This is a genomic window from Methanolinea mesophila, from assembly GCF_017873855.1.
Lineage (GTDB): Archaea > Halobacteriota > Methanomicrobia > Methanomicrobiales > Methanospirillaceae > Methanolinea_B > Methanolinea_B mesophila.
In genome coordinates this window covers 582038-595809 of record NZ_JAGGKR010000001.1, presented here as the reverse complement: position 1 = coordinate 595809, position 13772 = coordinate 582038, and the positions used below count along the sequence as shown (strand labels likewise).

At 57.8% G+C, this 13772-nt stretch carries 13 protein-coding genes; 3 read left to right on the top strand and 10 right to left on the bottom strand.

Annotated elements, in window-relative coordinates; translation table 11 throughout:
* Window positions 1-12: 12 nt before the first annotated feature.
* Entirely contained in the window at window positions 13-885 is an 873-nt protein-coding gene (locus J2741_RS02835) for a HEAT repeat domain-containing protein (protein WP_209673532.1), read from the top strand.
* 2 nt (window positions 886-887) lie between these two features.
* Here J2741_RS02835 and J2741_RS02830 read toward each other — a convergent pair whose 3' ends face one another.
* The 6 genes from J2741_RS02830 to J2741_RS02805 all read right to left on the bottom strand — a co-directional run bounded on the left by J2741_RS02830 (window position 888) and on the right by J2741_RS02805 (window position 8011).
* Window positions 888-1940 (bottom strand): lysylphosphatidylglycerol synthase transmembrane domain-containing protein, encoded by a 1053-nt coding sequence (locus tag J2741_RS02830; protein WP_209673531.1) that lies wholly within the window; start codon window positions 1938-1940, stop codon window positions 888-890.
* A gap of 146 nt (window positions 1941-2086) precedes the next feature.
* Complete coding sequence (locus J2741_RS02825; protein ID WP_209673530.1) at window positions 2087-2365, bottom strand: hypothetical protein; 279 nt, start codon at window positions 2363-2365, stop codon at window positions 2087-2089.
* A 10-nt stretch (window positions 2366-2375) separates the two neighbouring features.
* Window positions 2376-3875, bottom strand: a complete 1500-nt coding sequence (locus tag J2741_RS02820) for a methanogenesis marker 14 protein (RefSeq protein ID WP_209673529.1) — start codon at window positions 3873-3875, stop codon at window positions 2376-2378.
* A gap of 104 nt (window positions 3876-3979) precedes the next feature.
* Window positions 3980-4840: an ATP-binding protein gene (locus J2741_RS02815; RefSeq protein ID WP_209673528.1), complete on the bottom strand. Its 861-nt coding sequence runs from the start codon at window positions 4838-4840 to the stop codon at window positions 3980-3982.
* Window positions 4837-6795, bottom strand: a complete 1959-nt coding sequence (gene cooS / locus J2741_RS02810) for an anaerobic carbon-monoxide dehydrogenase catalytic subunit (RefSeq protein ID WP_245249364.1) — start codon at window positions 6793-6795, stop codon at window positions 4837-4839. Before cooS ends, J2741_RS02815 begins: the two co-directional genes overlap by 4 nt.
* 214 nt (window positions 6796-7009) lie before the next feature.
* Entirely contained in the window at window positions 7010-8011 is a 1002-nt protein-coding gene (locus tag J2741_RS02805) for a hypothetical protein (protein ID WP_209673527.1), read from the bottom strand.
* 165 nt (window positions 8012-8176) lie between these two features.
* On the opposite strand from J2741_RS02805, the gene J2741_RS02800 reads away from it, so the two are divergent.
* Both J2741_RS02800 and J2741_RS02795 read left to right on the top strand, forming a co-directional pair.
* The gene (locus J2741_RS02800; RefSeq protein WP_209673526.1) at window positions 8177-8389 is read left to right on the top strand and encodes a hypothetical protein; all 213 of its coding nucleotides are present in this window, start codon (window positions 8177-8179) and stop codon (window positions 8387-8389) included.
* Window positions 8390-8480: 91 nt separating this feature from the next.
* Window positions 8481-8729 (top strand): hypothetical protein, encoded by a 249-nt coding sequence (locus J2741_RS02795; RefSeq protein ID WP_209673525.1) that lies wholly within the window; start codon window positions 8481-8483, stop codon window positions 8727-8729.
* A 9-nt stretch (window positions 8730-8738) separates the two neighbouring features.
* Here the strand turns inward: J2741_RS02795 and J2741_RS02790 are convergent, their stop codons facing one another.
* The 4 genes from J2741_RS02790 to acsC are packed head-to-tail and all read right to left on the bottom strand — an operon-like array spanning window position 8739 to window position 13770.
* Window positions 8739-9497 (bottom strand): ATP-binding protein, encoded by a 759-nt coding sequence (locus J2741_RS02790; RefSeq protein ID WP_209673524.1) that lies wholly within the window; start codon window positions 9495-9497, stop codon window positions 8739-8741.
* The gene (locus J2741_RS02785) at window positions 9494-10531 is read right to left on the bottom strand and encodes a hypothetical protein (RefSeq protein ID WP_209673523.1); all 1038 of its coding nucleotides are present in this window, start codon (window positions 10529-10531) and stop codon (window positions 9494-9496) included. The genes J2741_RS02790 and J2741_RS02785 overlap by 4 nt, the downstream gene beginning before the upstream one ends.
* Before the next feature lies 1 nt (window position 10532).
* On the bottom strand, window positions 10533-12434 hold the full coding sequence (locus tag J2741_RS02780; RefSeq protein WP_209673522.1) for an ASKHA domain-containing protein: 1902 nt from the start codon (window positions 12432-12434) through the stop codon (window positions 10533-10535).
* The gene (acsC, locus tag J2741_RS02775) at window positions 12427-13770 is read right to left on the bottom strand and encodes an acetyl-CoA decarbonylase/synthase complex subunit gamma (protein WP_209673521.1); all 1344 of its coding nucleotides are present in this window, start codon (window positions 13768-13770) and stop codon (window positions 12427-12429) included. The genes J2741_RS02780 and acsC overlap by 8 nt, the downstream gene beginning before the upstream one ends.
* Between the last annotated feature and the right edge of the window lie 2 nt (window positions 13771-13772).

The following is a 13772-nucleotide window of genomic DNA, read 5'->3' as shown; positions in this document are numbered from 1 at the left end:
CTCATCAGGGCTATGAAGCACCCCGACCTGGACGTGCAGTGGAGAGCAGCGGAAGCGCTCGCGTCGATGGGTCCTTCTGTGTTCGAGATCCTGGTAGATACCCTTGATTCCCGATCAAAAGACATCAGACTGGGAGCGATAGAGGCTCTCGGCGATTCACGGGATCCGAGGGCGGTCGTGCCACTTGTTCCCCTCCTCAAAGACCCGGATAACGAGATACGATGGGAGGCGGCGCTTGCGCTGGGGATGCTGGACAACAGAGACGTCATCCCCCCGCTTCGGGATGCGCTCAGGGACAGGGACCGGTTCGTCCGTGAAGGGGCGGCCCTCTCGCTCGAGCGTCTCTCGTGGGTCCCGGAGGATCACCTGGAAGAGGCATACCTCTATTGTGCCCGCCAGGACTGGGATGCCCTTTCTCACTGCGGGAGTCTTGCCATCCTTCCCCTTGATATCGCTTCCCGGGACAAAGACCCTGAGATCAGGCTGAATGCGGCGAGGACTCTGGGCGCCATGGGTGGTGAGGAAGGTATCCCTCTCATCTACCGTCATCTCCGGGACCCCGACGACCGTGTACGATGGGAGGCGGTCAGGGCGGCTCCTAAGACCGGACTTCCTATCCGGTATATCCCGAGAGGGCTCTCAAAAAGACCCAGAGTCCGGAAGAACCCGGGAGTCGCCGCGGTGCTCAACCTCCTTCTCCCCGGTATGGGCTATCTCTATCTCGGGCGCTGGTGGGGGGTTGTCCTGTTTCAGGTCGATGTCTACGTCACGCTCTGGCTTTTCACCCACGAAGGGGGGATGCTCACCGAAACAGTGCTCCTGACGGTCTATATCCTGCTCGCCCTGCATGCCTGGTATATCGCCCGGCATTTGCCGGACCTGTAAGTTTATCCTTCGCTCTTCGGGTCCTGCCCCGATTCATCGTCCTTCCGGGCAAGCTCGCGTCTGAATATTGTCAGGCTCGGCCATAACCCGAGAGCGATGTTGAGATAGTAGAGTATCAGCCGCCAGAGCAGGACGAAGATCCCGAGGAGTGACGAAGGTACAATCAACGCATACAGGGATGTCGCCGAGATCTCTGCGATTCCGGAAGATCCAGGGGTGAGGGGGAGCATCATCACCACCGCGATGATCAACTGAAAGAGGAACGATTCGAGGATATAGGGGGACAGCCCGAGCCCCATGAGGATGAGGGACGCGACAAAAAATTCCGATATCCAGAAAAGCAGCGAAAAGAATCCCCCGGTGACCAGCCCCCTGCGGGCAGGCCCGGTGAAGAGATTGATGCTCACGAAAAAGTTGTCGAGTTCTGCATCGACCCTTCCAATGGTTTTTTTCAGCGATGCGCGGTGGATCTTCGCGTCAAGCCAGTGAAGAAGCCGGATGATCATCAGCTTAACTTTTTCAGGATTCCTCGAGGCCATGAAAAGAAGGATGATCAGCCCTCCCATGAAGATCCATGATATTATCATCGCAATGATCAGGGTGATTGAGATTCCGGGTACGACGCTGCCGAGAAGGCCGATTGAGAGGACGCCCATAAGGACCAGGATCAGTCCGTCGAGGACCCTTTCCATGATTACAATGGCCGAAGCGTCCCCGATTTTCACTCCGTCCTTGTATAGTTCGTGGATTCGCACCGGTTCGCCACCCGCCTGTCCGGGGGTGATGGCCCCGATGAGGAGGTTTGCGAGGACCAGGTTCCAGGCATTCGAGAGTTTTATCCGGTAACCCAGTGCATGCGACATCATCTTTACCCGAAGCGACCAGAACAGGAGTGAACAGAGCCGCAGACCTACCGCAAGGATAAGAAAGATGGGATTTGCCTGTTTCAGGTACTCGAGCGTATTCTGATCCAACGTGCTCGCAAGCACGATGACCAGAACCACTACTGAAAACCCGATCGAGATCCAAATCCATCTTTTCTGGGTAAGATCCATTCGGCCTCACAATCCACCCGGATCCCAGGGAGTGAAGGATCTCTCGGGTATTTGGGATAGATCAGATATGCGTTCTGACGATATGATAGATTGCATCCTGTGCATTCGGGAAAAAGAGTTAAATAAATCGATTCAGGCTAGCGGAATCATCCATTGATATATTTGTCCAGTTCGCTGATCATGTACTGTTCGGCTTCCTCGATGACTTCCCGTTTCCCGCGGAATGCGAGAAGTTCACGTTCATCGCCTGCCATATTTGCAAAGTAAAGTCTTTTCGTTCTTTCGACGAGCTGGACATCGAATTTTTCCATTACTTCCTTGATAATCCTCCGGGGAACCCCCGGGGGGATGAGAAGATCGAAGAGCTCCTCCTTTTCAGTTCCACCGGTCTTTTCCAGCGGTGCGTTCGTCGGTCCTTCTGTCATTTTCCTGCCCTCACTTTCCTGCTTTAATCCTGCGTGGCATGATACACGGCCCACCACGGACTCCGCCTATCGGATTTTTCGGTTTTCCGAGAGAGTTCATGCACCGGGCCATGAGCGCAGCGCCCCTCGCAAGGCCATCATCTACGAAGACCAGGTGGTCCACCGGATTATCAAAGAGTTTCCTCTCGGTGATCCCGTCGAGTATGTATTCCGGTTTTCTCCCGGAAATTGCCGCTCTTCCGGTGAATCCTATCGAGCTGTTGCGATACACCATACCCTCCTCCCGGGTCACATCGACCAGCCTGAGTGCCATCCTCGCACATACGCGATCGATCACCTCGTTCAGGAGCGAGAGATTGTGGTTCTGGTACACTTCATGTCCAATCTCTTTTAATTTTTCGAGATTGCTTCCGTCCTCCCCCGCATCGCAGCCAATCAACGCGACCCCGGATTCCTTCGCTACCGCGGCATATACGGGAACTCTCCCGAACCTTTTCCGTTCGGGGGGGACTACGCGGATATCGATCAGCTCGTGGCACCGGTCCACGTATTCCTTCACCACGTTGCTCTGACCCTTGAGCGCGAACTCCGCGACCACGCTCCTGTCACCGAAGACATCGAGTGCGGTCCCCCTCTGGCTGTCCACGAGCCCGGTCCCCTTCACGATCGCGTCCGGTATTGCCCCTGCCAGTCCGCAAAAGTTACCTATGGTCTTTGCGAAGGGGTTGGGGTCATCCGGGGTCACATCGCTCGTGATCCTTCCGTCGAGCGTGGTGCCGAAGTCGATGGAGACGCAGGGGTTCCGGAAGTCCACGGGAGTCCACTTCGCACCCTCCTTAATCCCCGCCATCGCAAGCTCTCCTTCCATCTCGTTGGCTACCATTTCCACCCCTGTGCTCCCCACGGGGGGGATGACCCCCGCTACGGCGCCGATGAACACCACTTTATCTGCGTAACTGAAGGGCTGCACTCTCTGGGGCTGGTTGGCCTTGGACATCGGAGGCGTCATTCTCCGCGGAGGCACCCCCGCGTTCAGGCAGCCGCTTGCCAGGGCGAGCACGAAATCCCCTACCTGGTCGGGAGAATCCATCGCCGCCACCACTCCTGTGCTTCGGACTACGAAATCAAGATCCTTTTCAACCTCGAGATGCGCCTCCTGGAGACACTGTATGAGCGTGTCGCGGACAAGGTCGGTGACCGATTCCCGGGTGAGCCGGGTGCCGTCGAGGGTCTCACCAAAGACCGTCTCGCCCGGTTTCGGTTTGCGCACATCACGGCTCATCTTTACCGTTTTATTGATCACGTAGCTCATCCCGGTCTCAAGGTTGACACCGGTGAGGATGCACTTGGTGGTGGTATTGCCCATCTCCACTGATGCGACCAGAAAATAAGGTTTGACTTTGAACTCGGGCATGTAGGTTCCGGGACCGTGCGAAATGGAGGGGGGAGGCGGGCTCTCCACGATATAGGGACGGGGTTTGAAGAAACGATCAAAAAAGCGTGCACACATACAACGAATGTTCTTCAAATGTCCCCATATATCTTTCGATTATCCTCAATAAACCCAAAAATAAAGTCTTTGGTGAGATGCACCCTGCTTCGGGCGCCGTGGAGTTATTCACCCGGTATCCGGAGGATCATCCGCCGCACCGCGTCGATATACGGGGAAGATACGGCGATGAGGGGGCTGACATCGGGCTCGGTCCTCCGGACGAGGTCGTCATCGGGGAGAAAGTATACATCATCGAAGGGATGCGAAGGACCGATTACCTTCAGGGCCTGCTGACGGTCCCTCTCGTCTCTGACCCTGTTGACCACCAGGGAACAGGTACGGATCCCCAGTCCCCGGGCGAGCCGGGCCGCATCACGTGCGACCGAGAGTGCGTTGAACGACGGTTCGGCGAGGACAATTGCGTTTGAAAACCCTTCCGCGAGGGAACGGCCGAAGTGCTCAAGTCCGGCCTGGGTGTCGAGGATGATGACCTCGTCATCCCTCAGTGGAATTGCCCGGATCACGCTCTCAAGAAGCGCGTTCTCCGGGCAAAGGCACCCGCTGCCCGCTTTCTCCACACCCCCCATCACCAGCAGGCAGATATTGTCCCGGATCCTGATTCCCAACCGGCCGAAGACGTCGGACACGTCGGGGGCCAGGCTGAAGAGCTGGCCCCATCCCTGACCGGGCACCGCCCCCGTTTTTTCGGCGATATACTCCACATTCCGGGAGAGAGGGACAAGCCGGCCAGCCTGGTCCGGAGGGTACCCGAGCGACCAGGCGAGGTTTTGCTGGGGGTCCTGGTCTATCGCGAGCACTTTTCTTCCCTCCTCGGCGTACAGACAGGCGAGGATCGCGGCAAGAGTGGTCTTCCCGACCCCGCCCTTGCCGGTGATCAGGATCCGCCGCCCGCCCGGCTTGGCACGAGTGCCGTCCCGGATCTTTTCAGCTGCCTGGTTGATATTCAGTTTCTCGCGGTTCATATCCCCAGGGCGGAACGCTGTGCTCCGATGTGATTCGAGATAAGGTCGGCCGCCTTGAAGGGATCCGGCTCGACTGCAAACCGTGCATGTGTCACACCCTGCAGGCCTTCGGTCAGGAGCTGGATAGTGTTCTCGCTCCCGGCGATCTTTGGCATGACCCCGAGGACCGTGTATACCCCGGATGCGACGAAGTACGTCCCGATGGAGACCGCCTTCTGCGAGTACCATTCGGGGGCCGCCCCCGCAACAGGGAGCTGGTGTATGCCGACACCGAGCGCCCTCGCGAGCTCGGCGACCAGCACCAGGATCCTCGCGTTGTCGACGCACGAACCCATGTGCAGCACCGGAGGAATGCCAAGGCTTTTGCAGACCGGCCCGAGACCGGGTCCTGCGAGGTCCGCTGCCTCGGGCTTCATCAGTCCCGCTTTCCCTGAGGCAACGGCCGCACAGCCGGTCTGGACGCAGAGGATGTCCCGCTTTATCAGTTCTTTGGTTAGGTTGACATGCCCGTAGTCGTGTTGGATCTTAGGATTATTGCAACCGACAATCCCCGCCGCCCCCTTGATCTTACCTGCCACGATTAGGTCGATCAAAGGTTTCCAGGTGCCGCCAAGTGCGTCTTTTATGGCCTCCACCGAAAATCCCGCCGTCACCGCCATGGGGTTCGCCGGGATATTCACCGTCTCGGGGACCCGGTTGGGGTAGTTCTCCACCGCGACCTTCACGATCTCCTTTGCCATTGAATACGCGTTCTCCGGATGGATCTCCATGTGAATCGCACCAGGGACCTTGGACTTTTCGCTGGTGGAGATCACCTTGGTGTGGAAACAGCTCGCGGTGCGGGGAAGGGAGGGGAAAATGCACTGGTAGTCGATCACCATGGCTTCCAGGGCCCCGGTGGCGATGACCAGCTCCTGGTTGAAATGATTCCCCGCCATGGGGACGCCCTTTCGCATGAGGAGCTCGTTTCCGGTACAGCAGAGCCCCACGAGGTTGATCCCTTTCGCACCGACTTTTTCGACCATGCTCTTGATCTCCGGGTCCTCGATGACCCGCACCACCATCTCCGAGAGAATGGGGTTATGCCCGTGGAGCGAGATATTGACCTGGTCCGGCTTGAGGACCGCGAGATTGACCGTAGACTGGTTTATACGGGGCGTGCCGAAGAGCACATCCGATATTTCAGTCCCCATCATAGAACCACCCCACCCGTCGCCGAGTGCCGCCCGCGCTCCCTGGAGGATCATGTTGGAATAGCTCGCGCCTACCCCCATCTGCACCCGGTGCATGGCATCCACGATCTCCCTGTCGATACCCCGGGGAACAATACCGGCTGATTTCCAGATCTCTCTCGTCTGGTCCGGGGCCCTTCCGGCCATGGTAAGCGTGCCCTTAATGGAGCCGAACTCCTCCAGCATGGCGATCGAGAGATCTTTTGCGACCTCCTTCTCATTCCTGTCCTTTATTGGTATTCCGTATTCTTCGGCCAGGCGGTTCATTTTTTTCTGGTCCGTGATCACGTAGCCGTCCGACTCGCCGATCGAGGTTTTATAGAGCGTCTCGACAATATCCCTGCCGTGATCCGAATGGGCCGCTGCACCCGTGGCGATCGTATCGAGCAGGTTGCGGGAAACGATCAGGTCCGCGTCCGCCCCGCATACGCCACGCATCCTGACCGGCGGTATGATCCTGCACGGCCCCATGGCACACCTGCTGCAGGAGAGCCCGGCAGAGCAGTACCGGCAGGGAGGCTGCTGGATCTCGAACCTGTCCCAGACGGTCTCGATCCCTTCCTTGAGCATCAGCTCGATGATCGGCTTGGCAGACTCGTCGATTGTCCGTTCCTGAATTTTACTCCTGATAAGTTCAGGGTTCATCAGTGACATCTTTGCCCTCTCGATCTCCGAGATCTCCACCTTCTTCTTCTTGGTCTCCTCTTCAAAGTAATCAGGCATCGGTATCTTCTCCGGATTTTTGGCGAAAGAAGCAGGAACCCCGGGTTGTATCAGGCACGTTGCCTGCAGCCGGGATCCGGCGGGCGATACTCTGCGTAATAGAACGCGGCGTGCCGTGGGGGTACCTGCTTCATCCCTCAAAACTCTAATAGACAATCTCCTATTTAGTGCTATTCCAGGTTTTCCGGAGAAAAAAAGTGAAGGTTCGTCAGGACTATTCTGTTTCGGGGCTTCCGATTATCGGTGACCACTGGTCGTGTAACGCATAGAGGAATGCACCGAACCCGAGGCTCACCGCAATAACAAGAATAACCGGGCCGATGAAGGGAATATAAAACAATATATAGAGAATTACGAAACCGATGAGATAACGCTGCCATGCGGCAGATCCGGGAGCGGTACGTGTTGAGATCACCTCTCCCAGGGTGTATGCCACAAAGAGGGTGGAAAGAAGTACCGCGATGAGGAGCACCATCCCTGCCAGTATCGCGAGAGGTAGCCCGACTACGGTGATTGCCAGGATAGCGAGAGCGACGATCCCGATTAAAAGGCCGATAAAACCGATCACCGTTTTTAGCACCGGGGACTTTCGTACCTCGCGGGTGACAGAAAAAAACCTGGCGGGCATCGTCTTTAACAGGACCAGTCCCAGGATACACATCCCTGCGGCAAAGAGGAGCGACAGGGTAACGACGATCGCCGGGAGTGCGCCCGAATTCTGGTTAATGTGCACGTTCGTGGTTCCAGCGCGCCCCTCATCCTGGAACCGGTTCGCATCGACCGTAAGAGTCCCTTCGACATTCCCCTCGTTTTTCACCGTTCCTCCGGAGATAAGGGCATCCCGGGTGACGGTTGCTCCCGGAAGAAGGGTCACTTCACCTCCCGTCGCGATCGCATTGGTGCCCACGCTGCCGTTCACCAGGACCGATCCCCCGGCCAGGACGATCTTCCCTCCCACGTCGGAATTCAGTCTGATCGTCCCTCCTGCGGCGATCAGATCTCCCCGTACCGGCGCATTCACCTCGATCGTACCGCCTGCCAGAATGGCACTGTCCACGGGAGCATTCAGGGTGATGCTCCCCCCGCTGGCAAGCAAATCGTCATATACCGGTGAAGAGATGACGACCTCCCCTCCGCTCCTGGCATCCAGTGCGGACACCCCGCCAGGCAGGATGAGCACTACCATCATCATGACAAGAACTGCGAATTTTTTCATAATTGTCCTTGGAGGGAAGGGGTATATCAAGCAGAATGTACCCGCTGCGATCAGAGCGACTTCGGGGCAGTGGGCCGGGTGAAAAAAGGAGTGCTTAAGGAGCAAAGCGCGCCAGAGGATTGATAAAGAAAGTATTAAATTCTCGTTAATAAACTTATTTTAATTATGGAAATTGGGGATTCCAGAAGCTGGATTTTCTACTACCTGATCTGTTTTGTGGCACTTCTCTGGGTCGGGTTCCTCTTCACTCAGGATACCATGCTCTGGGTCGGGTTGCTGCTCGTCCTGGTAGTCCTGGGGTTCTCGATAATCCTGTTTGTCATGCTGCTGATTGAACTCTCCAAGGAAAGAGCGAAGAAACGAGAATCCGACTCGTAATTCAAGAAATTTATCCCCGGTCGATCGCGAGTGGACCAAAGACACCAATAAATATCTTTTTTATCGCGCTCTGTAATAGAATCCATAAGAGATGAGATCCAGTTCGTTCACCATTCTCCTCATCGCGTTGTTACTGGTCGTGATACTTCTGGCATTGATGATCATCATAGGTCTTACCATCATGCTCAATACCGGAACTCCAACGCAGGAGGGCGATCTCGGTCCGTTGATGCAATTCGTTCATTCTCTGGAGAACCTTCTGAATACCTTTATTGCGGGAGTCCAGGATTGGATCGCCTATTTCATCGAGAAGCTCGAGGACATAAGCAAGGCTATTTAAAGGGAAATTTTATTTCAGGGGCTGCCCCGATCGCCTGATCACTACTTTAGCGAGCGAGTCTGCCGCCGCCCGTGCGGGAGAATCCGCGGGGATCCCCGTGATAGGTCTGCCGTTGAGGTCGGCATCAGTTATTGACGGGTCTTCAGGGATGTATGCAGCGGGATGAGGTATCCCTGCGGTTTCATATGGTGCGTCACCGCGAATCCTGTTGTAGACCGTCAGCATGGAGGTCCCGTCGAGGCCCAGGGAGAGGGCGAGTTCCCGGATCCTTCCTACGGTACGGACTCCGCGCGCACCGGGGTCGCTCACGATGAGCAGCACGTCCGGGTGTCCGATAGTTCCTCTGCTGATGTGCTCGAGTCCTGCTTCGGTATCGATCACCACGAACCGGTAATCCCGTTCGAGGCTCCTCATGCAGGACGAAAGCAGGTCATTCGCAAAACAGTAGCAGCCCGATCCTTCAGGCCTCCCCATGACGAGGAGGTCAAACCCCCGTCCCTCCACCAGGACCTTCCTGAACCTGAGCCCGATATACTCGTTCCTTGACATCCCGGGGGGGATATTCCGGGTGAACGCGTCCTCCCGCATCGACCCGAGACTCTCGGCGACCTCGATTCCCAGCGCCTCGTTGAGGTTGGCGTTCGGGTCGGCATCGACTGCGAGAACCGGGATCATTCCCTCTCGTACGAGTGCATCGATGAGCAGGGCGCTGATCGTGGTCTTCCCCGTCCCCCCCTTCCCCGCCACTGCAACGGTGAAAGGGGTCATGAGCCTGTCTCCCCGCGAACCTTCCGGGAGAGCCATGCCGAGGTCTTCATGATCTCTCCGGCGCCTTCGGGTGTACCGAACTGAATACCGCAGGTGGGGGTGATAAGCGATCCCGCATCGAAGAGCGAGGGATCCACGAGCTCGCACATTCTCTTCCGGATATCCATGTACGTAGTGTAGAGATCCTCGCGGTCGACCCCGGTGAACACCGCATATTCCGCCGGGACGATCCCCCACCCGATCACACCGCCGGCTTCGAGGTATTCTGCCACCGCACCGCCATAGAGCATGAACTCTCCGGCCATGGTATACGCATCGAAGGAAAGCAGGGAAGGCCGGAGAGAGAGGACGAACTCCCAGTCGGTATTTGCACAACAATGGATCCCGAGACCGTCGCGGACACTCGACGCGATATCATGCCAGCCCGATCGCACCATCTCCCTGTCGACGGGCACGACGGAAGACCCGAGCGCGGCAAAGTACGGCTCGTTGACCACAACGAGCGTGCGGGAAACCCCTCGTATCCCGGCCATGGCGGATTCGCACGCTGCCGCCCGGAGCGCGATCATCTTTGAAATCACGTCGGCATACTGTTCGTCATAGTATAACGGCCTCCTGTCCCGATCGACCACCTGCATCCCGAAGGTGACCGGGCCGGTCACCTGGCACTTGAGTATCCTGCACCCGGAGACATCCCGGCCGAGCATCTCGATGAATGCCGATGCAAACTCCTTTGTCGGAATGTAGGGGTCAAGGTTGCCCTCCACGAAGTCCAGGTAAATCCGTTCCATCTCTGCGGGGATGTCCCGGGCGGTATCGATCGTCAGCCGGCCCTCGCGGATGGCTCCGCCCGGAAGACGGGCCGAATCTGCAAAGACGATACTCTCCCGGATGCCCCGTTTCGGAAGCGTGGGGATATAGGGGATTTCAGGGTAGATCGAGAGGACCGTCTCGCAGGCGACACCGGGGTCGAGATGCGGGAGTGCACCCACTCCCGTGGCAAGACTGTCGGTTGGGGGGATTGGTGCCGACATGCTAGCTCCTCCTGACACGGCACTCGTTGAGGATCTTCTCGACCAGGGGGAAGGTGGAGAGATCTGTATGGGGAAGGAACGTACTGCTGGTGTATTCGTCCATGAAGGACGGCTCGGCATTGAGCTCGATGTACGCGATCTTCCTTGCGATCTCGTCGAGCAACTTCCTTTTTTTACGGTTCACCAGGGCGATGTTGGCACCCTCGATCGCCCCGTTGCCGATGTTCTCGATCCGTTCCCTCGCTACTTCCGGGATGAGCCCGATGATGACCGCATTCTCTTTGTTGATGTAGTTCCCGAATGCCCCGGAGAAGTAGATATGGGCGATCTCGTGCCGGGTGATTCCCGCCTGGTTCATGAGCGTGCTGCATGCGGCAAGGATCGAGGCCTTGCTCATGATCAGGTTCTTGATGTCGTTCTCGGTGATCACGATATCCTTGCCGATATCGGTCTCTTCCTTCCAGGCAACCACGAACTCCGGAAAATGAGGGCCCAGACGAATCCTCGGGTGGGGGATATCGGTGTTGATCCTCCCGGTGCGGTCGATGACACAGGCCCGCAACAATTCTGCGAGGAGATCGATCAGCCCCGATCCGCAGATCCCCTTCGGTTTCCGGTGGTTGATCGTGCGATACGCCGGCGTAAGGTCGGTCAGGTCGAGAGAGATCTGCTCTATCGCCCCGGGGTTCGCCCTCATGCCGAAGAGTACCTCCCCTCCTTCGAGGGCCGGTCCTGCCGCTCCCGCGCATGAGAACATCCAGTCCCTGTTTCCGAGCACCACCTCGAAGTTCGTCCCGATGTCGATCATCAGCGAAACCTCGTCCTGTTCCGCCATACCGGACGCGAGGATATCGGCGACGATATCACCCCCGATGAAATCACTGACTGCGGGGAATACAAACAGGCCGGCGTTTTCCTCGACTTCGAGCCCTGCCCTGCTCGCTGCAGAGGTGAGGTACCTCCGGACGACAGGGACGTATGGCTCCTCGATCATGTATGCCGGGTCGATCCCCATCAGGATATGGGTCATGATGGTATTTCCCGCAACCACCACCTCGTAGATATCCTCCCGGTCGATGCCTGCATTGTTTGCGGCGTCGGTAATGGTGGTATTGATGCTCTCCGCCGCGAGGGCCTGAAGTTTTTCAAGCCCGTTTTTCCGGGCGTAATTTACCCGGGAGAGGATATCCTCGCCGCAACTGATCTGGAGGTTGTAATTGGATGCCACCCCCGCAACCTCCCCCCCCGCAAGGTTCCGGAGGAAGACCACCACCGTGGTGGTGCCCAGGTCCACCGCTGCGCCATAGAGTCTCTGGCTGGAGTCACCCTTCTCCACGTCGATCAGGCGGTAGCCGCCCGGAACGAGCGCGACGGTCCCGGTCACTTTCCACCCGCTGTCCCGTAAAGCCCGGGGAATACGGCGGATTACTTCGAGGGGCACGTAGATCTTCCCTTCCTTCGGGCCGCCCTGTTTCTCGATCCCCCAGAGGAGCCTGGTGAGGTCGGGAGACGGGTCCTCGAGGGTGGGTGGGGAGAGACTCACGTAGTACTTCCAGACCGAGGGGGAGAACCCGGTGGTCAGCCCCCTGGTATCGATCAGGATCTGTTGCTCCTGGATGAGCGAGCTTTCGGGAATCAGGACCTGTACATCGTCCAGCACCCGGGTCTGGCATGCGAGGCATCCGCCCTCGTCCAGCTCCTTCCCCGAGAAAAACCTCCCGAACTTCTCCCTGTCGAACTCCACCCTGCCGCTCTTTACGTACACGACACACTTGCCGCATTTGCCCTGCCCGCCACACACCACGTTCATGTGGATTCCTGCTTTCTGCGCCGCCTCCAGGAGACTGCCTCCGGGGGGGACCGTGGTTTTCCGGAAACTCGGCAGGAACGTGACATCAGGCATGGGTGGGTTTCCACTCCTTCTCCAGGAATTCGGCAATCTCTGCGGCATCTCTCGGGCCGACCAGGACCTTCCACCCGGTCTCCTCTTCTATCCTGCCAGAGAGGGGTGCCGCGTATCCCGGTATGATCAGGGTCCTGTGGGAGACCTCGGCGTCAACTCCGAACCTTGCCAGGGAGTCCTTCACCAGTGTCTCGTTCAGTTTTCCGGCCGCAACGGAGGTGAGCACCGACATGCCCTCCGTGTCTGCGACCAGCATGAAACAGGGGACACGGGCTGCCTCGAGGTAGCCCTGGAGGGTGAAGTAGGTAAGGGAGAAATTGACGGTAAGGAGCACAGGAGCGTCCTTGGCCGGGTTTCCCACGCGATACAGTCCCGGGGTGATCTGAATCGGTTTTTGGGGGTCCGTATAAATGTTCTGGCGAAGCGTCAGCAGTGCACGCTTAGCCGGGGCGGAAAGATGGTCCGTAACGATAACCGAACCGTATTTCAGGACCGCGAGAACCAGTGCAGCCTCGGGATCCCCGAAGGCGGTAGTGTCGCAGTAAATCGGGTACCCAAGGGGGGGCGGGGCCCTGGCGATCGCGTACTGCCGGGCAAGGGTGGCGGAACGGAGGTATTCCGAAAGCGAACCCGGGGAGAGGTCGAAGAGAAGGGAATGTACGCCTTCCCCGGTGCAGAGCGTCGAAAGTTCGGACATGGCTTCGAGGGAAGGAGCTCTCAGGATCAGGCCTGCCCCGTACTTCTTTGCGAGGGCAGAGAACTCCCTGTAGTTCCGGTGGTCCGCCGCGTGTATAAGGGGTCTGTAATGCCCGCAGATCGCGAGACCCGCCTCGAGAGCCGCGGGATTCTCCGAGATAAGAACTTCGGGCAGATCGGCAACAGATTCCACGGCGGAAACCGCGTCGGCAAACCTCCCCGGGTCCCTGCTCACGTTCCGGATCGCCACCCCGTCGAGGCGGAGGTCCATCCCCACCCTGACCATGACCCCGTCCCTGACCTCGATCACTCTCTGCATGATCTCTTCAGGCTCCATGGTGTCGGTAACTCCGAGCATAAACCCGGGTTGATGATAAAAGGTCTTTTCATGACGGAAAAGAACGAACTCTTCACCGACCGTGAACGAACGTTCACCCACGCCGATTTTTACTTTCTGAACGGGCGGCCTGGTGGATGCCCCGAGCACCCTTCGTGCGTTCTCATCGAGGTACGGGCATTTTTCGAGTTCTCCTTTCCCGCTGGCAAGTTTCATGGCGAATGTGAGGCATGTCGGATCCCCGCACTCCTTGCAGTTCTTCTTCGGGAGAAGCTTGTAGATATCCAGGGCTTTTAATGCCATGA